The sequence below is a fragment of the Allopusillimonas ginsengisoli genome, assembly GCF_004153455.1.
Lineage (GTDB): Bacteria > Pseudomonadota > Gammaproteobacteria > Burkholderiales > Burkholderiaceae_B > Allopusillimonas > Allopusillimonas ginsengisoli.
Genome location: NZ_SDQE01000003.1, coordinates 352,065 through 374,946 on the forward strand (window position 1 = coordinate 352,065; position 22,882 = coordinate 374,946).

Genomic DNA, 22,882 nt, shown 5'->3' on the forward strand with positions numbered 1-22,882 from the left:
GCAACAAACCGCTCTTTAACAACCTGCAGTGTGGACCACACCAGATACGTCTGGTGAATAACGGCACACGAACGACGCTGCGCACTGCCGTGAGGTGTAGGTGCGCCCGACAGGAGGGACGACCGACGTGTATGCCCTGGCCAAAAGACGACGGAAAACCACGGAAGCAAGCACGCGGACCTTTTATGGCGAGTGGGGCCTTGGCGCAGAGCCAGGCGGTGAAAGTGTGAAGCTGGACGAACGGGCCAGCGCGCCAGTAATCAGTCGATGGCGAGTAATCGAATGATGACCACCGGGAGAAGGCCGGGACACTGCGAGCCGTCAATAGAGGCGGGAGTTGCGCAGGGAGCAGTAACCAAGGGCCTGGCAACAGGCCGCTTTGGCAAGCATCCGTGCTGGGTGCTTACTGAAGCGAGGATAAAAAAATATGTTCTTCATCATTGTAGGAATTCTGGCAATTGCCTTGATAGTGGTGGCATTCATGATTCTGAGTGAAAGCCCAATTGGTTCAATCGTATCGCTTGCTCTTGCCATTGTCGTTGGTGTCGGCGGGGTCTACACATACCCCAAGGTGATCATCAAGCTTCGCGAAGCCGAAGGCCAGGCTCAATTAGCACAAGCGACAGCCAACCGGCGGATTCAAGTTGAGGAAGCCACGGCAGCCCGTGATTCAGCCGTCATGCTTGCCGAAGCGGAAGTGTCGCGCGCCAAGGGCGTGGCCGAAGCCAACCGAATCGTTGCAGAAGGTCTTGGTGGCCCCGAAGGGTATCTACGCTACCTCTATATCGAGGGGTTAAAGCAAGCCCAAAACGCGGGCGCACAAATCATCTATGTACCGACCGAGGCTGGATTGCCGATCCTAGAGGCTGGCCGATTTAAATAAACCGCAGGCCGGGAAACCGGCCCATCCGCAAGCCTTGCGAGCCAGGGTTTGCGGATGACCACCAATAGGGAGAACAGGATGGAACACAAGCATGCGCCAGCACCCTGGCAAGAAGCCACATGCAGAGCCCCAATGTGGATGGGTGGAGCTCCTGCCGGGTTGTGCGGAGAGAAGGCGTACGGGCATCAGTTGCCGAGAACCTATCTGCGCCATACACGAGGGATTAACGACGCCCCGTATTGTTTCAGGCACGCTTGCCCTGCTCATGGTGGCCCGGAGGAAAGCGAGGCCAGGATATTCCAAGATGGCTACACCAGCGAAGGTAGGCAAATGTGGTGCGCGGTCATGCCGAACTTCGTTGACCTGCATGAAAGCCCGGCGGGTTTTGATGGAAATCCAATGCAAGCTGTCGCGAATCTTCGCGCCGCCATCGCCCGCGCCACAGGGAGCCAGCCATGAAACACCTACTCGCACTAATACTGTGCACTGTCGCATTCTCAGTGCACGCCAAATCCGATCTTTGCTCCAGGCTTGCCGACATGACAGAGGCCGCAGCGTTTCATCGTGACGCAGGCCTGTCCGCTCAGTCTCTGATCGAAGTCACGGTAGAGCACGCTCAGCCGCCAGCGTTTCGCGACATGATGATCGAAGCAATTATCGGCATCTACACCAATCCGAACATGGTTCGCAGCACTCCGGCTCAGATCAAGGACGCTTTCTATATGTCCTGCGTTGATCTGACACTCAAATCAAAGAAATCATCACTTATGTAAGGGGAAGAAATGGAAGCACTAGTAATCATCGGCGCACTATTCGCCATCGTGGTCGGGATTCTTTGGGTATGCCTGCCGTTTGCTGTGTTTGGGATCAAGAAGCGGCTCGATGAAATGATCAGCTTGCAGCGTCAGGCTATTAATCGGTAGGAGCGGCCATGAGCAAAACCGGATGGAATGTCTACCACAAGCCAACCAAAAAGAATGGCGTCTGGACGATCAAGCAAATGGACACCGTTACCGGAGAAGAAACGTATCACGAATACACATCTAAGCGAGTGGCGGACGAGGCGTATCAGTCCTTAATCAAATCCATATGGGCGGCGAAATCATGACTAAGCCAACGATGCCTGAGCCGGTGGGCTTTCTTGTAAAGCACGATATCCATCCCCAAAGCACCGGCGCGCTTCACTTCGATGCGTCCTTCGCGCAAGGAGATGATGATCTTTCTGTAGCCCCTCTCATCACCACCACCCAAGCCCAAGCCTACGCAGATGCAAGGGTAAGGGAGGTGCAGCAGTGGGAGCCTATCGAGACAGCGCCCAAACACACTGAAGTGTTGGTGTGGCGCGAAGATTCCGGGCCATTTATCGCCAAGCTGACCGATCCATACGAGGTCATTACGGTTGAGGAAATGGAACGGGAAAATTTGGAGTTCCGCGACGACTTCGAGGAATGGTATTCAGATGCCTACGGCTGGCAGGAAGGCAACGAGAAGCCCACGCACTGGATGCCTCTACCCGCCCCACTCCAACAATAACCGGCCTGCGGGCCGCAAAGGAGCGACATGGAAACCCGAAAGCAAAACGTTCTCAGCGAAATCAAGACGCTCGTGCGAATCCTGAATACCTGGGGAAACGCGCTCGTGCCTGAATTGGACGGCAAGCAAGTGACCGCGCAGGAAAGACTGTCGCATTTTGTGAGGGTCGCTCAAGACGAGTTTGGCATGACGCTGGACGAGATTGACGCCGCTATCGCATGATCCCCGGCCCGGCCAGCCATAACCCCACGGCCACCAGCGCCCCTGCCTCGGCATGCGCTGGATATCAGCAAGCGAGGCGGCAGAAAGATGCTCGTGGCGAACTGACCACAGAGATTAGCCCTAGCGGTGACGCTTTCCGGAATTTTTCTTGTGGTTGGTATGCGCGCCACGCTCCTTGCTCACACGTTGGCCGCGGCCTTGTGTGGTAAGGACCACGCCCTTGGGGGCGACGGGACGCGGAGTGCGCTTGCGGTCGGCTTCAGTAACGATTTTGTTGCCCATGGAAATCTCTCTAGTTTGGTTAAGCTGGTCATTGTTACACATTCGCTCGGTTTATTGTTGACAGCAGGAAGCAGGCAGAGGATTTGCCCGTTTGAGCGTTGGTAGCGCCATCAAGTATCCGCCTAGCCAGGGATGTGCCCCTGGTTCCGCACATGGACACAGGCGGGTGGATTCTTGATGGAGTGCGGAACAGTTCGGGTCGGCGTATTGCACGACCGCACCCACTCAGGCCGATGACCTCATAGAACGGCGAGGAAACGCAAATCTGTCACTTCCGCCCTGGCGAAGTAAAAGGCCAGGACCATCACATAGGCGGCGGCGTGGAAAGCGGACACGCTACAAACGACATGACTCGATGGGGATCGGCCCTTGGAGATGGGAACCAAGGTCGGTAGCTGGCACACCTCGCTTGTGACAGGTGGAAATAGGCCCCTGAACGCACTCGAACAGCAGGCATTACCGAGCAATTGGGTGATAGTGCGCACGCCTGCGGTCATTACACAGAGCATGTACGTTCCCGAGCCGGAGTAGCGCCCGGCCCGCCTATGTGATGAGGCGCCACCCCTCCCGCCAAAAAGCAGGGGCCAGCTGAAAGGAGAAGGTCATGCTCGGCAGCTAAGCGTAGCGGCGCAATCCGCACCTAATCCGTGAACACACCGGACGTAGAAAGCTGAACGACATCAGCATGGGAACAGACTGGCCCGACGGTTGGGGAGCACCCACCCCCGATAACCGGAAGACGGCACACAAAAGACTACGGGAAGTACCCCTGCGCTGCGGTCGGTTCGCGGCGTAGGGCCATCAAGCGAGGCGATTAAGCGAGCAAGCCCGGTATCCGGTACGCAAGGCTAATGCGCCGGGGACTGCTCCGGGAGTCGCCTCACTTGATGGCAAAGCGAAGTGGCGATTCGCAAGTGTCTAGGGGACTGGAAGCGGCCACAGCGGGACACCGCACATGGCAAAGAAGGTTCCGGCCTTCCGTCAAAAACCGGGAAACAGGCAACCCACAGGCAAACGACGTGCACATAACCTGCCGGGTGCACGCGGTGATCGGCCCCACAACACGCGGTGGCAAGCCGGGATCGCCTCCGGTGCCATCAACCCAAACGTAGGGCGCAGGCCCATAAGAATCGAAGCGGATGCCGCTGGTAGGAAAAACGGATTGGGGCTGCCCCGGTCGGCCTATAGCGCAGCGGTGCAGCATCGCGTATGCCTCCACGATACGGGGCACCAAATACCGCTGGGGAGAACGCCGAGTTCTATGGCCTTGCCATCAGCCCACCGAATGAGCCACATGGGCGTTGATTTCGGGAACAGGCGTGACAGCCGGGAGAGACCGGCACCATGATCGAAGCGGCGGCGTGGAGCTAATGCCACGGCAAGACTATGAAGCGCCGGAATGCTCGGGATTGAGATAGGCCCGAGCCCGCTTCGATGATGGTGTGGTGAAATTGGTAGACACAAGCGGCTAGGGGCCGGAAGGCGGGAGTAGGACGCCAAAACCGAAACCCGAAAGCCTGACACCGCTGGCGCATGCGGGTTCAAGTCCCGCCACCATCTACCGCCCTCCCCCATGACTTGGCTGGCATGCTTCGCATGTTGGGGAGGGCACCCATCAAGCGGACTCTGACCCAATACCCCTAGCCCTTTTTCCTGGCGGATGCGGGGCGCGCCGTGCTGTGCGGCAGGGGTCTTGGCTGAGGGTCTGCATCACATTCCCAACTCAGGGAGATACCACTATGGATACCGTAATTGGCCGGGTTGCCTCGGTCGGAGCAACTGCGCCCGACGACTGGAGCGCAGCGCAAGAAGGCAGGTACTACGCCCTGCTGCATGAAATCGAGGTCGAGACTCACAAGAAGGTGCGCGACGTAGTGATCGGCGTCCTGTCTGGCGTCTTGCCGCAATGCCGCATGCAAACACCTTTTGGCTTTCGCAACGTCAATGCCGTAGACATATTTCGCGCCGTGACTGAGGAACTAAGGAACGAGGACTTTGAGACTGTCATCCCCGGCTATGACGACGACCTACCACTGGATGAAATGGCAAAGCTCTTGGCATCGTCACCCACCAATGCCGCCAAGGCACTGATTGATGAGTACTGCCAACTCACCGCTCATACGCTGGCGTTCTGGCAAATGATGCAGGAGGGCTTATGAACATCCTCCTACTAATCATCTACATCGTACAGATACCGATTCAGATCATGGGGGTCAGGGGATGAACAAGATCACTCACATTTGGGGCCGCATCACGCTCGAGCACACCCGTCAGCCGGGAGACGATCAGAAAGCGCCTTGGTACGCATACCCGCTTGCTGCTGTCGTTTTGGCTGGCTTTTATGTGCTGGTATCGACGTTGGATAAGACAGGATTTTAAAAGGATAAGGATATGAACGCAGTCATTGAAATGGAAAGCAAACCCAATACCGCTGTCGCAGTCGCGACTCCCGCTGATCTGTTGCGCATTGCGGTCGAGCAAGGGGCAGATCTGGATAAGTTGGAGCGCCTCATGGATCTGCAAGACCGTTACAACGCAGCACAGGCCAAACGCGCCTACGACGAAGCTTTTGCGGCATTCAAAGCCGAGGCGGTAAAGATCGTTAAAAACAAAGCCGTCGAGGGCAATAGTCCGCTTGCAGGCAAACGATATGCCGAGCTGCATGACATTGTGAAGGCAGTCACTCCGGCACTATCCAAGCATGGGCTGTCATCTTCCTGGAAGCTCACCAAGGATGAAAAAGACTGGATGGAAGTTACCTGCTATTTGCGTCATGTCGGAGGGCATCAAGAATCCGTCTCCATGGGCGGGCCTCCAGATACAGGCGGCGCCAAAAACGCCATACAGGCCAGGGCCAGCACCAAAACGTATCTTGAACGCTACACCCTCAAGGCCATCACCGGGCTGTCCGAAGAAAACGACGATACGGACGGCAACGTGTACAAGCAGGCCGCGCTGGATGAATGGGTCGAGAAGGCGCAATCCGCAAAGAGCGCAAGCGAACTTATCCGCATCAAGAGAGACGGCAATGCGTTCTTCAGCAAGGCCCGTGATCGGGACAGTTTCAAGCAATTCAATGCCACCGTTTCCGCATTGATGGACGGACTGCAAGGGGGGTAGCAATGAGTGAAATCTATTTCCGCTGCTCGAGCATTGGAAAATTGATGACTGAGCCGCGAACCAAAAGCGAGGGCCCATTATCAGTGGGCGCAAAGACCTACGTACGGGAACTGGCAAAGCAAGACATTTTCGGCGTCGAGTTTGAGATTTCCAGCAAGTACACGGAGAAAGGCATTGAAGTCGAGGGGGAGTCTATTGCCCTACTAAACAGGGTGCGCGGACTTTCTCTGGCCAAGAACACGGAGCGGCGGGTAAAGGGACTACTGACCGGCGAGTGTGACCTTTTCGATGTAGCACGCAATCGTGGCCACGATATTAAATCCTCTTGGTCGACAGCCACTTTCCCCGGATGGGAAGCCGACTGCGTGGACAAGCTCTACGAATGGCAGATGCGTGGCTACATGCATCTTTGGGACGCAAGCGAATGGGAGGTCAATTACACCATGGTTGATACGCCAGAGAGGCTAATCAGCTTTGAACCTCTCGGGATGCACCTCGTGTCTCATATACCCGAGCATTTACGCCTGACTAGTTGGGCCATCAAACGCGACAAAGGGCTTGAGCAACGCATGCTGGAGAAGCTTGAGCACGCCAAGGCGTACTACCTGCAAATCATTGAAGAATTTGACATCAACCACCAACCATTGAAGGAAGCAGCCTAATGGCCGAATACGACAACAGCGGAATTCTCTTTAAGAATGACCGAAAAGAGAAAGACTCGCATCCTGACTATACGGGAAACATTACGGTCAACGGGCAGGAGTTTTGGCTATCTGCTTGGCTCAAGAGCGGGCAGAAAGGCAAGTTCATGAGCCTGTCCGTAAAGCCCAAAGAAGCCCGCCAGTCTCAGCCCACACAACAACCAGCACGGCAGTCCAGTCCAGACGATTTGGGCGACGCGCCGTTCTAACCCCCCCCCCTTCCCCACCACCATGAGGCGAGCGGCCTAATAAGTCGCTCGGTTGAATTCGTGCCTACCATCCAAGTGAGCCCACTGGCTCTTAAAGCCGCGCACCGCGCCTCTGCGGTTGCCGATATTCGCTATTACCTCGAAAGCGTATACATCGAAGCCACCCCAACTGAAACGCTTTGCGTAGCTACGGATGGACGCAGGTTGATAGTCGTGCGCAAGGAAGCAAGCAATGAAGTCGATGAAGCGGTACGAATAATCGTTCCGTCCAAGATAGTCAAAATGGTGATCGCTGGACGTAAAAGCGCCTTGCCAAAAATAGTGGAGCTAACCAACGATGGTTCCCACTGGTATGCGCCACTACCGGATCGCGTAAAGCTCGGATTTATGCCTATCGAGGCAAAGTATCCAGAATGGCGTGGCGTGGTGCCAAAAGCAACATCCAACGAGCCAGCAAACTACAACGCGGATTATCTGAAAGATATGCTCAATGCCGCCCGAGACTTGGGGGCCATTGGGCCTACGGACATGCGTCTTGCGTATAACGGGCAGGCTGGTGGCGTGATCACGGCAGAGTGCACAGGAGAGTTCGGTTTTCTTGGCATCGTCATGCCATACCGGGACTTTGATAGGCCCGCCCGAGTGCCTGAGTGGGCGATAGCGAGCGAAACAGCCGACGAGCCAGAAGCCCATGAGACTGTATCGGCCTAACAAAACCCTTAACCACCATGAGGCCCAGGCTGCCAAGAACAGCCTGGGGTTGAATTCGTGCGCACCAACCCAGCGCTTATAGGCGCCATTACCGCACAGGAGCAAGACCAATGACATTAGACGAACTAAACGCATTAAAAAAAGAGGCTGATAACTTCCATTGGGAATCATGCCGAGCCAAAGAATTGAGCGACAAGCTTGCAGGCATACGTAATGGAGAGAAGCCGCTAATGGTTGCGTACAAAGAACTCGGGAACTGGAATGATCGTATTAAGAGCGCTATCGAAGGCATCATCAATGAATGCGGCCATGACCTGCTACGAATTGTGGAAATGCGCCACGATGCACACGCCAGGCTGAAAAGTGAGCAGGCCAAGCAGAAATTGGCTGTGATCTCGGCGGCATTGGGAGGCAGTCATGACAACAAATAGCGCACCGAGCGTTGAGGAACTGGCGCAGATAGTCACTGATCACCTGACCGCCGCCTATGTCTGTACCCGTGTCTGGGAGGCATGGAGCTACGGAACGATGGGGCCAGACGACTTTGTTGAGGCATCAGAAACAGAGATGGCCGACGAGATCGCCGCCGCCATTTCTGCCCGCTATAACCAACCCGCCATGCCTTGGATCAACGTCAAGGATCAACTGCCAGCGCCGGGGGTTTCAGTCCTTGTCTTCACACCGCCACAGCCTGGCGATTACCCGGGTGATGTTCGGGTCGAATTTGACTTCATCGATCCAGATAGTGACGAGTCTTGCTGGCACAACCACAACGAACATTACGAACACTACTGCTGCGTAGCAAAAGGTGGCAGCGACGTGTCGTGGACGGGGCCATCCGAGGAAGCGCCGTATACGCACTGGATGGCGATACCGGTTCTGCCGCGCGCCACCCTCACACAACAGGAGCAAGGGAAATGACGCGCATGAATTTGACCCAGTTCGCAGCGATGCTGGGCCTGCCAACCTCACATGATGTTGAATCACATATTCATGCCGGCCTGCGTAGCGCACCGACCACGAAGACATACAAACGCTGGTTCGATTCCGAGCTGCGCCGCCTGCAAGCAGGCCGGGACGAAGCAGTACGCCGGTTTCGCGCAGCGGTGACAGCGGGCGAGATCGTAGACGCTGACGCCGATGTTGATCTTGAGCGTGTGGCGCAGGGCCATCCTGACAACATATCAACGCAAGCTGCGAAGCGTTTGCTTGAAAAGCGGCGAGTTGCACAGGAGCAATCATGACAACCAAGACTGACGAACAAGAGCGAACCGCATTTGAGACTTGGGCGAAAGGCGCAGACATGCCTCTCGGAATGTACAACGCTACTGATTACACGGACGGCGCGACACAGCTTTCATGGGACGGCTGGCAAGCAGGCCGCGCAGCAATGCGAGAGCGGCCCGCCATGCCTGCGGATGCTGAGGAAGATATCGAAGCCGCCGCAAAGACCCTAGCCGAATGCATGGATTATCCCTGGGAGTATATGCAGGAGGCGGGCCGCGTGACGATGCGAGAAAATGCACAGAGCGTCCTGAATGCCGCCCGCCGCCGCATTGAGGGGGAGTAACCATGGAAGCAACAAAATTCTTTCAAGAATACGGATACTGGCGCGACCGCGAACCTAGACTACGTGAGGTGGCCGGGGGAAATGCCACAAGCCTGTCTCTAGAAGCCGCCAACCAGATCAAGCACCTAAAAGGAGCTTTAAGCGAGCTTGCGTCCATCGTCGAGATTCACAGCCGTGCGACCAACAACAACTTCGCGTGGGCGGAGCTTGACGAGGCAAAAATCGCTCTTAGCGGTCAGCGCCGCATTTAGGGGGAGTTACATGGCTGATCTCTTTTTCCTACAAGATAGCCGCAGTTATGTCGGCAATGACATGCTTTTCTGGGCCAAGGATGGCAATGGGTACACGACCGACTTGCGAAAAGCGGAGATATACACCCGAGAACAGGCCCAGGCCCAACACAATAGCAGGCCAACCGATATACCTTGGCCCAAGCAATACATCGACGCCAGGACACGCCCTGCTTGTGACATGCAGTACGTGAATCGAGATGATGCCCTGGCCGACACGGGGATCACCCTGGCGCCCCAGCAAGCTATCAGCAAAGAACGGCTTCGGTGCAGCGGCTGCGGTTCATTCATTTCTGAGGCCGATTTTTGGCGCGGCGAATGCCCTCGATGCGGAGCGGACAGCAGACCATGACCGACCTTATCCTGCCCCTCAAGCGCGAATATTTCGAGCAGATCAAGGCTGGCACAAAGGCCGAGGAATATCGGCTCGTAACACCTTACTGGACACGACGCCTTGACCGCCGACACTTCACGCGCCTGATTCTCACCCTCGGGTATCCCCCGAAAGACGATGCCAGTCGCAGGATTGAACTGCCGTATCGAGGCTACGAAATCAAAACAATCACACATCCGCATTTCGGTCCCGAGCCAGTGCGCGTGTATGCCATACATCTAAGGTGAAGACATGAACAACAAAGAGCGCGCCGCATTCCGAGAGGAAGGCGAAGTGATCATGAGCGTTTTACACGATAAGCAAGATGCCCGCATCCGTGAAGCACTCAAGCAGGCAGACAAAAGAGGTCGGCTTGGTGTCGTTGCCGCCGTCACTGGAATCGCAGGCGGCGAGCGCGAGTTGCGCAAGATCGCCCGCAAGATGGCTGATGAAGGTTTGGTTAGGCTTTCCGAAGATCTGGGCTGGTATTTGACTATAAAGGGGCAGAATGCAGCCAGAAACCTATGATGCCCGGGCCATGATCGCCCTCACCGCAAAGCACTGGTTACAGCCCCCGAGTGGGGCTGATTTTATGGAGGTAAAGTATGGAACTGACAGCCATACCGCCTGCACAGGCAGCACGCCTATTAGGGATATCCCGAAGCAAAGTCTATACCTTGGCTGCACCCGAAGGGCCGATCCCTTGCGTTCGCATCGGTAGGCGCGTGATCTTCGAGATGTCCGATCTGATGGAGTACAGAGAAAAATGTCGATCTATAGAGACAAAGGCCACGGTTGTTTCGTCTTTGAATTCGACCGCTCGATTGAAAACAAGCGTGTCCGAGTTAGAAAGCGTCTTCCAAAAACTTGGAGTAAAACCCAAGCGGACGCCTTCGATCGCAAGGAGTCAGCGAGACTCTACGGCATCGCGACCGGCGTTGAGCGTCATCGGCACACCATAGAAGAAGCTGTCGTTGTCTACATCAGGGACAAGAAGCACCTGAAATCCCACCAGTCCGCGGTAGAGCATCTTGCCGCGGTAGCGTGGGCCTACGAAGGAAAGTTCATAGACGAGCTTCCCGCGGCTGCTGAAAGAATCGTGGAGGAATCGGTAGGTTATGCCGCAGCTACTCTCAGAAACCGTATCGCACTACTTCGCGCCGCGTGTCGATGGGCATGGAAAAAGCACGCCATGGCAGACCGCGATCCAGCCGAGCGCCTTCAAATTCCCGCGGTAAACAACGAGCGCCATACCTACATCGATGTTGCGCAATTGCACAAAATCATCCGGCACTGCAAGAACCCTCACGCCAGACGCGTCATCGTGACGGCCTTTTACACTGGCATGAGGCTATCGGAAATACTGAGAGCCACCATAGAAGGCGATTTCTTTGTCGTGCTGGACACCAAAAACGGAGACTCTATCAGGCGTGTGCCGCTGCATCCGCGGCTGGCGGCTTACCTTGAAGGGCATTGGCCTCCTGGCTGCAAGCAAAAAACCGTGCAAAAATGGTTTCAGCTTTCCAGAGACAAGGCGAGGTTGCCTGGAGTGCATTTCCACGACTTGAGGCATTCGACGGCTTCGGCGCTGATCAACGGGGATGTTGACCTGTATACGGTAGGCGTGATCCTTGGGCACAAAGACCCGCGGTCAACGAAAAGATACTCCCACCTGAACGATAAGACCCTGGCCGCGGCAATCGGCAAGATCGGGCAGAAAGTGGCCTAGAAAATGGTGGGGGATTTTTTGACGGATTGGGTGGAATTCAGGGGGTTTACGGCATCAGCGGGACTCTCAAGACCCGCATAAACACTGGCTTTAGCTATCCCATACCTGACTCGAAATCCGGTATACGTTTAGGCGTATCGTGAGTTCGAATCTCACCCTGTCCGCCAGAGATTCTTCAAAAGCCCTTGATTTTTTCAAGGGCTTTTTCTTTGGGCTCTCCATCGTAAGCGGGGGACAAACGGTATTCATTAAACTTGTTTTGGCGAAGAACGAGCTTAATGGAAGGAATGCTGATGTCCAGTCGATTAGGGTCACTTCAAAACGGGGGAGGTAGCATTCACTACACTCGGTTAATCACACCATTCCAACCGCATTGAGCCAGGACCCGCATGCGGTAATTCTCAAAATTCCTGAACCTCCTGCCCCGCTACCCACCTGGATGACGAACTCGAACGTTTAAGTATTTCCTGACCGCCATGGGCGCGTCCATAGGCAATAAGGCCTACAGGAAATCCCGAGGCGAATACTCAGGGAGACTGATGGTATTTTAAAGCCACTGTCCCAGAAACAGATCCTCGGAGGGCGTATGACTCAGTTGAAAGTAGCTCACATCCGCGAACACGGGCGAGACCTGATCATTATTCCTTTGGACAGCAGCTTTCACGACAAGTCCCGCAATGAACGCAAGGCAGCTCTGAAAGCCATGCAGGAATGCGTCTCGAGCGCAGGACTGGACGGAATCATCGTGCCTGTCTGGCGGGCAGGACATAATCGCTACTTCATTGCGCCAGAAGAGTGGCACAGTTTTATCAAGACACTGTCCTGGCATACGATCATTTCCAGGCTGAACAAGCTACTGGTTTGCGACTAGCATCGCCCGCGTCAATGGCAAGCAAACATTGCCTAGTTACTGTCATGGATATATAGTAGCAGCAGATGTCAGGTGCGTTGCTAGGGGGATCAGCCCCCAATCGGTTCGGCCTTGGCATGTCGCACCTCAGGCCCAGGCCGGCTTGCTCAAGGAGCCGCCATGAATATCGAGTCCTTGCATCTGGTCGCAGACATTAACGGCGACGGATCCTATAGTCCGTGGGAAATCTGGGAAGTCGTCAAGTTCGTTTACCGTCTGCCAGGCAACCTGCTTGTCGAAGGCTTGGGCCATGTTCCCTATGTTTCCAGCCTGCTGGGCATCAAGGCGTCCGCGGCAACCGGATACGCCAGCCTTGATGGCCTGTTCTCCGTAACGCTCTCGCTGCTCTTCTGGGTGGTTGTCCTCTTTGCCATTCTCACGCTCAGCTCTCCCACCGTCGAAGAATCCGCGCAGACAGCCGCGCGCACACCTGAAGCCGATCCATCCGAGCTTGGTCGCCGCATGCCAAACAGCGCAGCGCATATCGGCCGCGCTCACCTGCCGGTGAGCAGACCGGCGTACGCCGCAACAGGCACCCGGCAGCGCAAACGCCATCGATTGTCAGGGTTTTTGGCACGCCATGCACGATAAGCTGCCACTGCGCAGCGGGGTAGCGGCATAGTCAGGTCGCTATCCCCCTAGACTTGCATGCGGCACTGATCAGCTTCCCAAGGGATGAACACCACCATCCATGGTCAGCAGCGCGCCCGTCACATAGCTGGCCCGCGCAGAAGCCAGATACAGTGCCGCATCGGCAATTTCCTCCGGACGCGCCAGACGGCCCAAGGGGATGCCATCCTCCATGGCCCGCCGTCTTGCTTCGATGCTTTCGCCTGTGCGCGCTGCTTCGGCCTCAAGCCGGCCCTGCACGCGATCGGTCAATGTGGCGCCTGGATTGATGGCATTCACGCGTATCCCTTTGCTGCCCCAGGCATTGGCCAGCCCGGCCGATACCAGCATCAATGCGGCATTGGCGGCGCCGCCTGGCAGATGTACCGGGCTGGCGACACGGCCACCGGCGCCGATGATATTGACGATGGCCCCTTCACAACGATCCACCATGCCTTTGAGCACGGCATCCATGGCGTTGATGTATGTGAAGTACTTGGCATCCATGGCATCGCGCCAAGCGTCGGGCGTCAATGCAGCAGGCGCATAGCGTTTGGCGGCCCCTGCAGAATTGACCAGCACCGCGATGGGGCCGAGGTGCTGTTCGACAGTGCTCACCGCGTCTTGCGCAGCAATAGCATCACGCAAGTCTGCCGCATGGGTGTGAACCGTAAACCCGGCCTTGCCGAGCGATGCGCTGGCTGCGCTCAGGTTCTCGCGGTTGCGCGAAACAATGGCAATGCGCGCCCCTTCACGCGCAAACGCATGCGCGCAGGCCAACCCTATGCCTTTGCTGCCACCAGTGATAAGAACAATCTTGCCATCGAGTTCCAAGTCCATATCGATCACTATTCCTTGAGTACTTCGACGCCCCCCATATAAGGGCGCAATGCCTCGGGCACCACAATGCTGCCGTCTTCCTGCTGATAGTTCTCCAGTACGGCGACCAGCGTGCGGCCTACCGCCAGACCGGAGCCATTCAGCGTATGCAGATACTCCGGCTTGCCTTTCTCCGGGCGGTAGCGGGCCTGCAGGCGCCGAGCCTGGAACGCCTCGCAGTTGGACACCGACGAAATCTCGCGGTAGGTGTCCTGGGCAGGCAGCCAGACCTCGAGATCGTACGTCTTCGTTGCGCCAAACCCCATATCGCCACCGCACAGCAACACAATGCGGTAAGGTAGGCCTAGTCGCTGAAGCACGGCTTCTGCGTGGCCCAGCATTTCGTCCAACGCTTCGTAGGATTTTTCGGGATGCACGATCTGCACCATTTCGACCTTGTCGAACTGATGCTGCCGTATCATGCCGCGCATATCGCGCCCACCGCTGCCGGCCTCGGATCGAAAACACGGCGTATGCGCAGTCAGCTTCAGCGGCAAATCCTGTTGCGGCACAATACTATCGCGCACCGAACCGGTTAGCGTGATTTCCGCGGTCGAGATCAGGTAGAGGTCTTCCGCGCCCGCATCGTCCTCTGCGTCCTGGCTGCTGTCCTGTCCGCCTTTGGTGACCCAGAACATGTCGTCCTTGAACTTGGGTAACTGGCCGGTGCCAAAAAGCGTCGAGCTATTGACGATATAGGGGGTGTAGCACTCTTGATACCCATGCTCGCTTGTTTGCAAATCCAGCATGAACTGGGCAAGCGCGCGATGCAATCGGGCAATCTGGCCGCGCAGCATCATGAAGCGCGCCCCCGACAACTTGCGGGCCGAATCAAAATCCAGGCCCAAGGGCTCTCCCAACGCGACGTGATCGCGCGGCTCAAACGCAAAAGGGCGTGGATTGCCCTGCTCATCCGCCTGCATGCCTGGCGGCATCCATCGACGCTGCTCAATATTGTCGTCGCTATCCTTGCCTTCGGGCACACTGGCGTGCGGCAGATTGGGCAAAGTCATCAGCCAGTCGTTGAGTTCGCCCTGCACCTGGGCAAGGTCTTGCTCCAGTTCTTTGAGACGCGCGGGAATTTGCTGTGATTCTTCCATTTCCCTGCTGGCGTCTTCGCCCCGGGATTTGAGTTGACCTATCAGTTTGGACACCGCATTGCGACGGGCCTGCAGGGCTTCGGTTTCGACCTGGACGTATTTACGCCGTGCTTCGAGCTGATTGAATCGCTCGGTGTCGAATTCGATGCCGCGAACAGCCAGCGCCTTGGTGACGGTGGGCAGATCTTTGCGCAACTGATTGGGGTCTAACATAAATTAACCAGACTAAAAGAAGGGGGTGAAGAAAAAGCCGACGCGGATGCCGGCCAGCGAATGCACTATGCTAAGAGCGGCGTTGCTTGTCCAGCGCGCGCAGAAAAGCCAGCTTCTCGGAGATTTTACCCTCAAGCCCGCGATCAGTCGGCTGATAGAAGCTGGTGCGCAAGCCTTCGGGAAAATAATCTTCGCCAGCCGCATAGCCATGGGGCTCATCATGTGCGTAGCGATAGGCATGCCCATGCCCCAGTTCTTTCATGAGCTTGGTCGGCGCATTGCGCAAATGCATGGGTACGGGTGCACTGCCATGCTCCTCTGCATACCGACGGGCCAGCTTGTAGGCTTTGTAAACCGCGTTGGACTTGGCTGCACAGGCCATGTAGACCACCGCCTGCGCCAGCGCCAACTCGCCTTCAGGCGAACCCAGACGTTCGTAGATGTCGGCGCCATTCAGGGCAAGCTCAGTGGCACGCGGATCGGCCAGGCCGATATCCTCGACGGCCATGCGCACAATCCGGCGCGACAAATAGCGGGGGTCGGCCCCGCCATCCAGCATGCGGGCAAACCAATACAAGGATGCATCGGGATCTGACCCACGCACCGCCTTGTGCAGCGCGCTGATCTGATCATAGAAGGCATCGCCGCCCTTGTCGAACCGGCGCAGATTCTGCGACAAAGAGGTTTCCAGCCATTCACTATCGACCAGCACACGCCCGGCGCCCAGCGCGGATTCCGCCACCACTTCGGTGGCGTTGATCAACCGGCGGGCGTCGCCATCCGCCCAACGTGCCAATTGCTCGCGCGCAGCCGCGTCGAACCGCAGCATGGGAAGATTCTCTTGTGCGCCCTGAGAGGCGGCGCCGGGTTCATCGTCTGCGCCATGGGCGCCAGTTGGATCGGCTTTGGCCGCCTCCTCGCCATCTGTGTCCTGTGCAGCGCCCGCATCGGCATTAATAATATGCAGTGCGCGATCAATCAGTTGCTGCAGCTCTTCGACGGTAAGTGACTGCAGTACATAGACCCTGGCCCGCGACAACAGCGCCGAATTGACCTCGAAGGATGGGTTTTCGGTGGTCGCTCCGATGAAGGTAAACAGTCCGCTTTCCACATAGGGCAGGAAGGCATCCTGCTGGGCCTTGTTAAAGCGGTGAACCTCGTCAACAAACAAGATGGTGCGTCTACCCTGGCCTTGGGCCACCTGGGCGACTGCTACGGCGTCGCGTATATCCTTGACACCGCCAAGCACTGCTGAAATAGCAATGAACTTTGCATCGAAGCCATCGGACATCAGGCGCGCAAGCGTGGTCTTGCCCACGCCCGGAGGCCCCCAGAAAATCATGGAATGCGGCCGCCCAGATTCAAAGGCAACCCGCAAGGGCTTGCCCGGGCCAAGCAGGTGGGCCTGGCCCACGACTTCATCCAGCGTTCTGGGACGCATGCGCTCAGCGAGTGGCGCATGCGCGCTCGCGCCGTTTGGCACTGAAAACAAATCGCCGGAACTTGCCATAAAGGCCTACTGCATTTTTACGACGTCGACATCCGCAGGCGGTGTGAAGGAAAACGCCTTCGCATCCAATTGCGGGTTGACGACGATATCGTTTAAGTCGATACGCGTGGTTTGCCCAAAAGAATCGAGCAATTCAAGCCTGGCCGGCAATGCATTGCGAAACCCTATGTCCACGTACGAGAAGCCCGCATCCGCGCTACGCGGTGTGGCGCGCAACCAGTCCAAGCCATCCTTTGAAGGCTGGCCCGCCAGCTCGAAGTTGTCATCCAGCGAACCGGATCCGAACAGAATCGCCGCGGGCGAAGCGCCTATCGATTGGTCTACATTGCGCTCGGTGACCTGGGCCAGATCGGGATCGTACTGGTAGACCACCTTGCCATTGGACACAATAAGCTGCTCATAAGGCTTTAGGACTTCCCACTTGAACTGCCCAGGCCGCTTGAAAGAGAACTGGCCGGATTGGCGCGAACTGGCCAGCTTGTCCAGCCGTTGCTGAGTGAACTGGCCTGACGCCGAAGGCACCTCGGCAATGAACTTGCGCAACTGCGCCACGGCGTCAGCCGACCATGCTGCGAGCGGCATCGTCGCCAGCAGCGCCGCGATAAGGATTTGTTTAATCTTCATTGGATGCATTCCCCGCTGGAACCAGAATTTCACGATTGCCATTGGACTGCATGGCTGACACCATGCCAGCCTGCTCCATCTGCTCTAGCAGACGGGCCGCGCGATTGTAGCCAATGCGCAAATGTCGCTGCACTGAGGAAATTGATGCACGGCGATTCTTCAAGACAACTTGCACCGCCTGATCGTAAAGCGGGTCGGATTCCGCATCGGCAAAACCCGTTACGCTACCGACACCATCGCCGGTTTCGCCCTCGAGCGCGCCTTCGAGCAACCCTTCGATATAGTTGGGCTCGCCCTGCTCCTTCAGCGATTCGACAACACGATGGACCTCGTCATCGTGGACAAAGGCACCATGAACCCGGGCCGGCAGGCCGCTGCCCGGTGGCAGATACAGCATGTCGCCCTGCCCAAGCAGGGTTTCCGCGCCCATTTGGTCCAGGATGGTCCGGGAATCAATCTTGGACGACACCTGGAACGCTATACGGGTTGGAATATTGGCCTTGATCAGACCGGTAATGACATCCACGCTGGGTCGCTGCGTCGCCAGGATCAAATGTATGCCGGCCGCTCGTGCCTTCTGAGCCAGGCGGGCAATCAGCTCCTCGATCTTCTTGCCGACCACCATCATCAGGTCGGCAAGCTCGTCGATCACCACCACAATCATGGGGAGCGTGCTCAGGGGTTCGGGCGCATCCGGCGTCAGCGAAAACGGATTGGGGATAGGCTCTCCACGCTTATTGGCTTCGCGTATCTTGTTGTTATAACCCGCCAGATTGCGCACTCCCATCTTGCTCATGAGACGGTAGCGCTTTTCCATTTCGCCTACGCACCAGTTCAGCGCGTTGGCGGCGTGGCGCATGTCTGTGACAACGGGTGCCAGCAAATGCGGAATGCCCTCGTAAACACTCATTTCAAGCATCTTGGGGTCGATCAGGATAAGCCTGACCTGGCTGGCATCTGCCTTATACAGCAGGGACAGAATCATGGCGTTGATACCGACAGACTTGCCTGAGCCAGTTGTGCCGGCAACCAGCAGGTGAGGCATCTTGGCCAGGTCGGCCACGACCGGATTGCCAGCGATATCCTTGCCCAGCGCCATCGTCACCAGCGAACTGCTGGAATGATACGTCTGTGAACCAATGATTTCGGACAGCTTGACCATCTGGCGCTTGGGGTTGGGCAGTTCCAGCCCCATCAGGTTCTTGCCGGGGATGGTTTCGACCACACGAATGCTCACGAGGCTAAGCGCCCGCGCCAGGTCTTTGGCCAGATTGACAATCTGGCTCCCTTTGACGCCAGTGGCGGGCTCGATCTCGTACCGAGTAATCACGGGACCGGCCTGGGCGGCGACCACCACCACCTTTACGCCAAAATCGGATAATTTCTTCTCGATAAGCCTCGAGGTATATTCGATGGTCTCGGGCGATACGGTTTCCGCGCTCTCGACCGGCATGTCCAGCAGGCTTACCGCCGGCAGGTCGCCCGAATTGGGTGCATCCTTGGGCGCGGTAAACAGCGTCTTCTGCTTTTCTTTCTCGACGCGGTCCGAGCGTGGCACAGAGGTAATCGCCGGCTCAATCCGCACAGGTTGCTCATGCACCAACTGCTCTTGTTTGACCACCACGCTTTCGTTGCGCTCGGCCTTCTTGGCCTCGCCAACCTTGCGATCCTGGCGCGCCTCCCTCAGCGCAAGCATACGCTTGATGGATTGCTCGATCGCCGTACCGACACGTTCGGCGATATGCAGCCAGGAAAAACCAAAGAACAGGCTGGCGCCCACGGCGGCAAACACCAGCAGCAACAGGGTGCACCCGGCATTGCCCATCGCCAGGGACATGCCCGCGGCCAGCAATTGGCCCAGTTGCCCCCCGGCGCCCGCCGGGAGGTGCGCGCCGATTTGTTTCATCTGCAGGGCTTCAATGCCCATGACGCCAATAAACAGCAGAAAAAATCCGATGCCCACTTCCCAATGCACACGGGGGAGCGTGGGTTCTTTCTCTGGCTGAAGGAGACTGGTCAGGCGGTAAAACCCCTGAACCACGCGTTGCGCAAGCAGCACCACCCATAACCAGGAGGAATAGCCAAAGAGGAAAAGTAGAAAGTCTGAAATATAGGCTCCTACTGTTCCGCCCCGATTTTGCGTGGTGGCCGCCATGACAGAATGTGACCAGGCCGGATCGGCAGGGTCCCAGGTGGCGAGCACCAGGCCGAGCCAGGCGGCAAGCGCGGCAAACACGATCCAGCGTGCTTCGCGAAGCAAGCCTGAGAGCCGGGATTGCAGGGGAGAAGGCCCATTGCGCACGTTGCGCGACGAGCGGGGGGATGTCGCAGGTAATCTAGCCATGGAGTCATTATAATTGGCTGTTCACTTATTTTCGGATTTTCTGTAATGACAACACCTAAACACGCCAAAGTGCTCATTCTTGGCTCTGGTCCGGCAGGTTATTCAGCTGCGGTCTATGCCGCGCGCGCCAACCTCCAACCCGTCCTGGTCACAGGGCTGGAACAGGGTGGCCAATTGATGACGACAACCGATGTAGACAACTGGCCGGCGGATGCCCAAGGCGTGCAGGGGCCCGATTTGATGCAACGCTTTCAGGCGCATGCGGAGCGTTTCAATACAGAAATGATTTTCGACCACATCGCATCGGTCGACCTGTCCAAGCGTCCCTTCACGCTAACGGGAGACACTGGCGCGCAATACACTTGCGACGCGCTCATCATTGCGACGGGCGCGTCCGCACAGTACCTGGGCCTGCCCACAGAACAGGAATTCATGGGCCGCGGCGTCTCGGGCTGCGCCACGTGTGATGGTTTTTTCTATAAAAATCAAGATGTTATTGTCGTTGGCGGGGGTAACACCGCCGTCGAAGAAGCCCTCTATCTCTCCAATATCTGCCGTACCGTCACGCTGGTGCATCGCCGCGACAAGTTCCGTTCCGAGCCTATCCTCACCGACAAGCTGATGGACAAAGTGGCCAATGGCAACATGAAACTCAAGCTGTTCTATGAGCTCGAGGAAGTCCTGGGCGACCAGTCCGGCGTCACCGGCGTCCGACTGCGGAACAATCAGACCAATACTGCCGAAGACCTGCCCGTCACGGGCGTGTTCATTGCGATCGGCCATAAGCCCAATACGTCCATTTTCGAAGGGCAGCTCGAAATGGAAAATGGTTACATCATTACCCGAAGCGGTCTGCAAGGCTTGGCCACCATGACCTCCGTGCCCGGGGTTTTCGCCGCGGGCGATGTTCAGGACCACGTCTATCGCCAGGCCATCACCAGCGCCGGCACCGGCTGCATGGCGGCCCTGGATGCTCAACGATGGTTGGAGAATGCGGCCGAATAGAACCGGACGCGGCGGGGTTGCGGCAAAAGCGCCTGCCAAAGGGCTTGCCGAGCTCAAACAGCTGCACAAGCAGGCAAAAGCCCAGGCAAACCTCGCCCCGCCGGAACCTCCGTCCGCGAAAGCCGAGCGTGCCGCGCCCCGCAACCGTCTGGACACCACCGCAAAGCAAGGCCTGACAGCGGCCGATATCGCGCTTTTCCGGCGCGCGGTCAAACTGGTGACGCCAATCAAGGACACCAAACGCGCAGTGTTTTCATCGCTTCCGACAGCAGCGCCCGAACTGCTGCGTCAACGGCGACAACGGGCCACGGGTCAAGACGCACCCAGGCCGGTTACCCTGTCAGATCATTTTCAGCCGGTGCGATCCGATCACGACGACAGCCGCTTTGTGCGTGAGCGCCACGCTGCCGATCTGATCAAAGGGCTCAAGCGCGGCAAATGGCCTGTTGGCGCCACCCTGGATTTGCACGGCAGCACGCTGGATCAGGCGCGCGAGCGTCTGGATCGCTTCCTGGGGTCTTGCCTGACGCACCAGGTCAGATGCGTGCGTATCGTCCATGGCAAAGGCTACGGTTCGCGCGATGGTGAACCCGTCCTCAAGCAAACCATACGCCGCTGGCTGACGCAAATGGAGTGCGTCCTGGCTTATATTGAATGCGCCGAGCACGAGGGCGGCAGCGGTGCGGTGCAGGTTCTGCTACACATTTCGCCTGCGCCGCTGTCTTCTACCGTACATCCTGAATCATGAGCTGGCTCTACCTCGCCATCGCCATTTCGGCCGAAATCGTAGCGACCACTGCCCTCAAGGCGACTGAAGGCTTCACTCGCCTATACCCTACCCTTATCACCGTCGCCGGCTATTCAATCGCGTTTTACTGCCTGTCGCTGGCACTGCGCGCAATCCCCGTCGGCATCGCCTACGCCATTTGGTCCGGGGCGGGCATCGTGGCCATTTCCCTGATCGGCTATTTCGTGTTCAAACAACATCTGGATACGGCAGCTGTGATCGGCATCACACTGATTGTGGCAGGTGTATTGGTGCTGAATGTTTTTTCGAAATCATCGCTGCACTGAAAACCGCGGATCATAAAAAGGAATCCGGAATTCATCAGCAGACACTGCCCAGACATAAATGACAAAAGCCGACATATGACGTTCATATGCCGGCTTTTATGCGTTTTTATTTCTTATGGGTACCGCTTCTATTATTATGTACCGTTACCGGCTTGCCCATGCAGGGCGTTGTCTCCTCACCTGCATGGAACGCATTGTGCATGATATTTTCCATTACGGCACTTAGGGAATGCACTAAGTTAATGTATAGAATCTGCGCTACTACGCCACAACCGGCAGTATTATTATCGGTTTACGACAGCGCGGCATCGTAACGACGGGCCACTTCTTTCCAATCCACCACATTATAAAAAGCGTTGATATATTCTGGCCGCCTATTCTGGTATTTCAGATAGTAGGCGTGCTCCCAGACATCCAGACCCAAAATGGGAGTATTCCCCTGCATGAACGGACTATCCTGATTGGCGCTGCTTTCAACCAGCAGCTTGCCTTGCGGCGTAAGACTCAACCAGGCCCAGCCACTGCCAAAACGGCTGACAGCCGCCTTGGTGAATGCATCGCGAAATGAATCGTCTCCGCCCAGATCAGCCTCGATCGCCTTGCCCAGCACGCCATTGGCCACACCACCACCCTGCGAGGACATCACGGTCCAGAATAGACTGTGATTGGCATGGCCGCCGCCGTTGTTGCGCACGATGGTTCGAATGGATTCCGGTATGGCATCGAGATCGGAAATCAGTGTTTCGACCGGCTGCTCGCTGGATATTCCCGCGCTCTCAAGCGCCGCGTTCAGATTATTAATGTAGGTCTGGTGATGCCTGGTGTAATGGATTTCCATCGTCATGGCGTCAATATGCGGTTCAAGCGCGTCGTAAGCATATGGCAGTGCAGGCAGGGTATAGGGCATGGGCTCTCCTGAGATTGAACACAAGAATCAAATCTATTGAACAGTAATGATTATCATAATCATATGATTTAAATATACAGAGAA

32 protein-coding genes, 1 tRNA gene and 1 pseudogene are annotated in these 22,882 nt (G+C 56.8%); 27 read left to right on the plus strand and 7 right to left on the minus strand.

Going from position 1 to position 22,882, the window contains the following annotated elements; genetic code table 11:
* The first annotated feature begins 427 nt into the window (after positions 1-427).
* From ERE07_RS09755 to ERE07_RS09770, 6 genes are all read left to right on the plus strand, one after another.
* Complete coding sequence (locus tag ERE07_RS09755) at positions 428-883, plus strand: SPFH domain-containing protein (RefSeq protein WP_209021126.1); 456 nt, start codon at positions 428-430, stop codon at positions 881-883.
* 455 nt (positions 884-1,338) lie between these two features.
* Positions 1,339-1,656, plus strand: a complete 318-nt coding sequence (locus tag ERE07_RS09760) for a hypothetical protein (protein ID WP_130008617.1) — start codon at positions 1,339-1,341, stop codon at positions 1,654-1,656.
* A gap of 9 nt (positions 1,657-1,665) precedes the next feature.
* On the plus strand, positions 1,666-1,806 hold the full coding sequence (locus ERE07_RS21660; RefSeq protein ID WP_167670807.1) for a hypothetical protein: 141 nt from the start codon (positions 1,666-1,668) through the stop codon (positions 1,804-1,806).
* An 8-nt stretch (positions 1,807-1,814) separates the two neighbouring features.
* Complete coding sequence (locus ERE07_RS21665; protein WP_167670808.1) at positions 1,815-1,991, plus strand: hypothetical protein; 177 nt, start codon at positions 1,815-1,817, stop codon at positions 1,989-1,991.
* Positions 1,988-2,416 (plus strand): DUF551 domain-containing protein, encoded by a 429-nt coding sequence (locus ERE07_RS09765; RefSeq protein WP_167670810.1) that lies wholly within the window; start codon positions 1,988-1,990, stop codon positions 2,414-2,416. The genes ERE07_RS21665 and ERE07_RS09765 overlap by 4 nt, the downstream gene beginning before the upstream one ends.
* A gap of 27 nt (positions 2,417-2,443) precedes the next feature.
* Positions 2,444-2,638, plus strand: a complete 195-nt coding sequence (locus ERE07_RS09770; protein WP_130008619.1) for a hypothetical protein — start codon at positions 2,444-2,446, stop codon at positions 2,636-2,638.
* A 120-nt stretch (positions 2,639-2,758) separates the two neighbouring features.
* Here ERE07_RS09770 and ERE07_RS21670 read toward each other — a convergent pair whose 3' ends face one another.
* Positions 2,759-2,920 carry a hypothetical protein gene (locus ERE07_RS21670; RefSeq protein WP_167670812.1) on the minus strand — a complete coding sequence of 54 codons (162 nt, stop codon included), beginning with the start codon at positions 2,918-2,920 and terminating at the stop codon, positions 2,759-2,761.
* Between the two features lie 1,436 nt (positions 2,921-4,356).
* Here ERE07_RS21670 and ERE07_RS21675 point away from each other — a divergent pair.
* From ERE07_RS21675 to ERE07_RS09855, 18 genes and pseudogenes are all read left to right on the plus strand, one after another.
* Positions 4,357-4,480 (plus strand) — tRNA-OTHER (locus tag ERE07_RS21675).
* 179 nt (positions 4,481-4,659) lie between these two features.
* Positions 4,660-5,079: a hypothetical protein gene (locus ERE07_RS09775; RefSeq protein ID WP_130008620.1), complete on the plus strand. Its 420-nt coding sequence runs from the start codon at positions 4,660-4,662 to the stop codon at positions 5,077-5,079.
* A gap of 61 nt (positions 5,080-5,140) precedes the next feature.
* Positions 5,141-5,299 (plus strand): hypothetical protein, encoded by a 159-nt coding sequence (locus ERE07_RS21680; protein ID WP_167670813.1) that lies wholly within the window; start codon positions 5,141-5,143, stop codon positions 5,297-5,299.
* Positions 5,300-5,311: 12 nt separating this feature from the next.
* The gene (locus ERE07_RS09780) at positions 5,312-6,040 is read left to right on the plus strand and encodes an ERF family protein (RefSeq protein ID WP_130008621.1); all 729 of its coding nucleotides are present in this window, start codon (positions 5,312-5,314) and stop codon (positions 6,038-6,040) included.
* A gap of 2 nt (positions 6,041-6,042) precedes the next feature.
* The gene (locus ERE07_RS09785) at positions 6,043-6,702 is read left to right on the plus strand and encodes a hypothetical protein (protein ID WP_130008622.1); all 660 of its coding nucleotides are present in this window, start codon (positions 6,043-6,045) and stop codon (positions 6,700-6,702) included.
* Positions 6,702-6,950: a hypothetical protein gene (locus ERE07_RS09790; protein WP_130008623.1), complete on the plus strand. Its 249-nt coding sequence runs from the start codon at positions 6,702-6,704 to the stop codon at positions 6,948-6,950. The genes ERE07_RS09785 and ERE07_RS09790 overlap by 1 nt, the downstream gene beginning before the upstream one ends.
* Positions 6,951-7,010: 60 nt before the next feature.
* Positions 7,011-7,661: a DNA polymerase III subunit beta family protein gene (locus ERE07_RS09795; protein WP_167670815.1), complete on the plus strand. Its 651-nt coding sequence runs from the start codon at positions 7,011-7,013 to the stop codon at positions 7,659-7,661.
* 110 nt (positions 7,662-7,771) lie between these two features.
* Positions 7,772-8,092 carry a hypothetical protein gene (locus ERE07_RS09800; RefSeq protein ID WP_130008625.1) on the plus strand — a complete coding sequence of 107 codons (321 nt, stop codon included), beginning with the start codon at positions 7,772-7,774 and terminating at the stop codon, positions 8,090-8,092.
* Positions 8,079-8,582, plus strand: coding sequence for a DUF551 domain-containing protein (locus ERE07_RS09805; protein ID WP_130008626.1), 504 nt, complete (start codon positions 8,079-8,081; stop codon positions 8,580-8,582). The genes ERE07_RS09800 and ERE07_RS09805 overlap by 14 nt, the downstream gene beginning before the upstream one ends.
* Positions 8,579-8,905, plus strand: coding sequence for a hypothetical protein (locus tag ERE07_RS09810; RefSeq protein ID WP_130008627.1), 327 nt, complete (start codon positions 8,579-8,581; stop codon positions 8,903-8,905). The genes ERE07_RS09805 and ERE07_RS09810 overlap by 4 nt, the downstream gene beginning before the upstream one ends.
* Positions 8,902-9,231, plus strand: a complete 330-nt coding sequence (locus tag ERE07_RS09815) for a phiTE_015 family protein (RefSeq protein WP_130008628.1) — start codon at positions 8,902-8,904, stop codon at positions 9,229-9,231. Before ERE07_RS09810 ends, ERE07_RS09815 begins: the two co-directional genes overlap by 4 nt.
* Before the next feature lie 2 nt (positions 9,232-9,233).
* Positions 9,234-9,482 (plus strand): hypothetical protein, encoded by a 249-nt coding sequence (locus tag ERE07_RS09820; protein ID WP_130008629.1) that lies wholly within the window; start codon positions 9,234-9,236, stop codon positions 9,480-9,482.
* Between the two features lie 387 nt (positions 9,483-9,869).
* On the plus strand, positions 9,870-10,142 hold the full coding sequence (locus ERE07_RS09830; protein ID WP_130008631.1) for an ASCH domain-containing protein: 273 nt from the start codon (positions 9,870-9,872) through the stop codon (positions 10,140-10,142).
* 4 nt (positions 10,143-10,146) lie between these two features.
* A complete protein-coding gene (locus ERE07_RS09835; protein WP_130008632.1) occupies positions 10,147-10,422 on the plus strand; it encodes a hypothetical protein in 276 nt (91 codons plus the stop codon).
* Between the two features lie 77 nt (positions 10,423-10,499).
* A pseudogene (locus ERE07_RS22360) lies at positions 10,500-10,646 on the plus strand (helix-turn-helix domain-containing protein); the annotation flags it as partial.
* Positions 10,647-10,660: 14 nt separating this feature from the next.
* Positions 10,661-11,623, plus strand: coding sequence for a tyrosine-type recombinase/integrase (locus tag ERE07_RS22015; RefSeq protein ID WP_245153592.1), 963 nt, complete (start codon positions 10,661-10,663; stop codon positions 11,621-11,623).
* 586 nt (positions 11,624-12,209) lie between these two features.
* Positions 12,210-12,494 carry a hypothetical protein gene (locus ERE07_RS09850; RefSeq protein ID WP_130008635.1) on the plus strand — a complete coding sequence of 95 codons (285 nt, stop codon included), beginning with the start codon at positions 12,210-12,212 and terminating at the stop codon, positions 12,492-12,494.
* 159 nt (positions 12,495-12,653) lie between these two features.
* Positions 12,654-13,124, plus strand: coding sequence for a hypothetical protein (locus ERE07_RS09855; protein WP_130008636.1), 471 nt, complete (start codon positions 12,654-12,656; stop codon positions 13,122-13,124).
* Between the two features lie 69 nt (positions 13,125-13,193).
* Here ERE07_RS09855 and ERE07_RS09860 read toward each other — a convergent pair whose 3' ends face one another.
* The 5 genes from ERE07_RS09860 to ERE07_RS09880 form a co-directional block, all read right to left on the minus strand.
* Complete coding sequence (locus tag ERE07_RS09860; RefSeq protein ID WP_130008637.1) at positions 13,194-13,982, minus strand: SDR family oxidoreductase; 789 nt, start codon at positions 13,980-13,982, stop codon at positions 13,194-13,196.
* Between the two features lie 8 nt (positions 13,983-13,990).
* A complete protein-coding gene (gene serS, locus ERE07_RS09865; RefSeq protein WP_130008638.1) occupies positions 13,991-15,334 on the minus strand; it encodes a serine--tRNA ligase in 1,344 nt (447 codons plus the stop codon).
* A 70-nt stretch (positions 15,335-15,404) separates the two neighbouring features.
* Positions 15,405-16,844 (minus strand): replication-associated recombination protein A, encoded by a 1,440-nt coding sequence (locus ERE07_RS09870; RefSeq protein ID WP_130008639.1) that lies wholly within the window; start codon positions 16,842-16,844, stop codon positions 15,405-15,407.
* Between the two features lie 6 nt (positions 16,845-16,850).
* Positions 16,851-17,468, minus strand: a complete 618-nt coding sequence (gene lolA / locus ERE07_RS09875) for an outer membrane lipoprotein chaperone LolA (RefSeq protein ID WP_130008640.1) — start codon at positions 17,466-17,468, stop codon at positions 16,851-16,853.
* The gene (locus ERE07_RS09880) at positions 17,458-19,812 is read right to left on the minus strand and encodes a DNA translocase FtsK (RefSeq protein WP_130008641.1); all 2,355 of its coding nucleotides are present in this window, start codon (positions 19,810-19,812) and stop codon (positions 17,458-17,460) included. The genes lolA and ERE07_RS09880 overlap by 11 nt, the downstream gene beginning before the upstream one ends.
* Positions 19,813-19,857: 45 nt before the next feature.
* Here ERE07_RS09880 and trxB point away from each other — a divergent pair, with 45 nt between their 5' ends.
* Genes trxB through ERE07_RS09895 form a run of 3 tightly spaced genes read left to right on the plus strand, consistent with a single transcriptional unit; the run spans position 19,858 to position 21,891 of the window.
* Complete coding sequence (gene trxB / locus ERE07_RS09885; RefSeq protein WP_130008642.1) at positions 19,858-20,817, plus strand: thioredoxin-disulfide reductase; 960 nt, start codon at positions 19,858-19,860, stop codon at positions 20,815-20,817.
* Positions 20,804-21,565: a Smr/MutS family protein gene (locus ERE07_RS09890; protein WP_167670817.1), complete on the plus strand. Its 762-nt coding sequence runs from the start codon at positions 20,804-20,806 to the stop codon at positions 21,563-21,565. The genes trxB and ERE07_RS09890 overlap by 14 nt, the downstream gene beginning before the upstream one ends.
* Positions 21,562-21,891 (plus strand): DMT family transporter, encoded by a 330-nt coding sequence (locus ERE07_RS09895; RefSeq protein WP_209021127.1) that lies wholly within the window; start codon positions 21,562-21,564, stop codon positions 21,889-21,891. The genes ERE07_RS09890 and ERE07_RS09895 overlap by 4 nt, the downstream gene beginning before the upstream one ends.
* Before the next feature lie 292 nt (positions 21,892-22,183).
* Here the strand turns inward: ERE07_RS09895 and ERE07_RS09900 are convergent, their stop codons facing one another.
* Positions 22,184-22,798: a superoxide dismutase gene (locus ERE07_RS09900; protein ID WP_130008645.1), complete on the minus strand. Its 615-nt coding sequence runs from the start codon at positions 22,796-22,798 to the stop codon at positions 22,184-22,186.
* Positions 22,799-22,882 lie beyond the last annotated feature (84 nt).

Bases quoted from the DNA above. Each gene is read 5' to 3' on its own strand.
- ERE07_RS09880 (WP_130008641.1), bottom strand. From the start codon at position 19,812: ATGGCTAGATTACCTGCGACATCCCCCCGCTCGTCGCGCAACGTGCGC.
- ERE07_RS09860 (WP_130008637.1), bottom strand. From the start codon at position 13,982: ATGGACTTGGAACTCGATGGCAAGATTGTTCTTATCACTGGTGGCAGC.
- ERE07_RS09770 (WP_130008619.1), top strand. From the start codon at position 2,444: ATGGAAACCCGAAAGCAAAACGTTCTCAGCGAAATCAAGACGCTCGTG.
- ERE07_RS21670 (WP_167670812.1), bottom strand. From the start codon at position 2,920: ATGGGCAACAAAATCGTTACTGAAGCCGACCGCAAGCGCACTCCGCGT.
- ERE07_RS09775 (WP_130008620.1), top strand. From the start codon at position 4,660: ATGGATACCGTAATTGGCCGGGTTGCCTCGGTCGGAGCAACTGCGCCC.
- ERE07_RS09855 (WP_130008636.1), top strand. From the start codon at position 12,654: ATGAATATCGAGTCCTTGCATCTGGTCGCAGACATTAACGGCGACGGA.
- ERE07_RS09805 (WP_130008626.1), top strand. From the start codon at position 8,079: ATGACAACAAATAGCGCACCGAGCGTTGAGGAACTGGCGCAGATAGTC.
- ERE07_RS09830 (WP_130008631.1), top strand. From the start codon at position 9,870: ATGACCGACCTTATCCTGCCCCTCAAGCGCGAATATTTCGAGCAGATC.
- ERE07_RS09900 (WP_130008645.1), bottom strand. From the start codon at position 22,798: ATGCCCTATACCCTGCCTGCACTGCCATATGCTTACGACGCGCTTGAA.
- serS (WP_130008638.1), bottom strand. From the start codon at position 15,334: ATGTTAGACCCCAATCAGTTGCGCAAAGATCTGCCCACCGTCACCAAG.
- ERE07_RS09800 (WP_130008625.1), top strand. From the start codon at position 7,772: ATGACATTAGACGAACTAAACGCATTAAAAAAAGAGGCTGATAACTTC.
- ERE07_RS09815 (WP_130008628.1), top strand. From the start codon at position 8,902: ATGACAACCAAGACTGACGAACAAGAGCGAACCGCATTTGAGACTTGG.
- ERE07_RS21680 (WP_167670813.1), top strand. From the start codon at position 5,141: ATGAACAAGATCACTCACATTTGGGGCCGCATCACGCTCGAGCACACC.
- ERE07_RS22015 (WP_245153592.1), top strand. From the start codon at position 10,661: ATGTCGATCTATAGAGACAAAGGCCACGGTTGTTTCGTCTTTGAATTC.
- ERE07_RS21660 (WP_167670807.1), top strand. From the start codon at position 1,666: ATGGAAGCACTAGTAATCATCGGCGCACTATTCGCCATCGTGGTCGGG.
- ERE07_RS09780 (WP_130008621.1), top strand. From the start codon at position 5,312: ATGAACGCAGTCATTGAAATGGAAAGCAAACCCAATACCGCTGTCGCA.
- ERE07_RS09870 (WP_130008639.1), bottom strand. From the start codon at position 16,844: ATGGCAAGTTCCGGCGATTTGTTTTCAGTGCCAAACGGCGCGAGCGCG.
- ERE07_RS09895 (WP_209021127.1), top strand. From the start codon at position 21,562: ATGAGCTGGCTCTACCTCGCCATCGCCATTTCGGCCGAAATCGTAGCG.
- ERE07_RS09760 (WP_130008617.1), top strand. From the start codon at position 1,339: ATGAAACACCTACTCGCACTAATACTGTGCACTGTCGCATTCTCAGTG.
- ERE07_RS21665 (WP_167670808.1), top strand. From the start codon at position 1,815: ATGAGCAAAACCGGATGGAATGTCTACCACAAGCCAACCAAAAAGAAT.
- ERE07_RS09890 (WP_167670817.1), top strand. From the start codon at position 20,804: ATGCGGCCGAATAGAACCGGACGCGGCGGGGTTGCGGCAAAAGCGCCT.
- ERE07_RS09820 (WP_130008629.1), top strand. From the start codon at position 9,234: ATGGAAGCAACAAAATTCTTTCAAGAATACGGATACTGGCGCGACCGC.
- ERE07_RS09810 (WP_130008627.1), top strand. From the start codon at position 8,579: ATGACGCGCATGAATTTGACCCAGTTCGCAGCGATGCTGGGCCTGCCA.
- ERE07_RS09790 (WP_130008623.1), top strand. From the start codon at position 6,702: ATGGCCGAATACGACAACAGCGGAATTCTCTTTAAGAATGACCGAAAA.
- ERE07_RS09765 (WP_167670810.1), top strand. From the start codon at position 1,988: ATGACTAAGCCAACGATGCCTGAGCCGGTGGGCTTTCTTGTAAAGCAC.
- lolA (WP_130008640.1), bottom strand. From the start codon at position 17,468: ATGAAGATTAAACAAATCCTTATCGCGGCGCTGCTGGCGACGATGCCG.
- ERE07_RS09755 (WP_209021126.1), top strand. From the start codon at position 428: ATGTTCTTCATCATTGTAGGAATTCTGGCAATTGCCTTGATAGTGGTG.
- ERE07_RS09835 (WP_130008632.1), top strand. From the start codon at position 10,147: ATGAACAACAAAGAGCGCGCCGCATTCCGAGAGGAAGGCGAAGTGATC.
- ERE07_RS09850 (WP_130008635.1), top strand. From the start codon at position 12,210: ATGACTCAGTTGAAAGTAGCTCACATCCGCGAACACGGGCGAGACCTG.
- ERE07_RS09785 (WP_130008622.1), top strand. From the start codon at position 6,043: ATGAGTGAAATCTATTTCCGCTGCTCGAGCATTGGAAAATTGATGACT.
- trxB (WP_130008642.1), top strand. From the start codon at position 19,858: ATGACAACACCTAAACACGCCAAAGTGCTCATTCTTGGCTCTGGTCCG.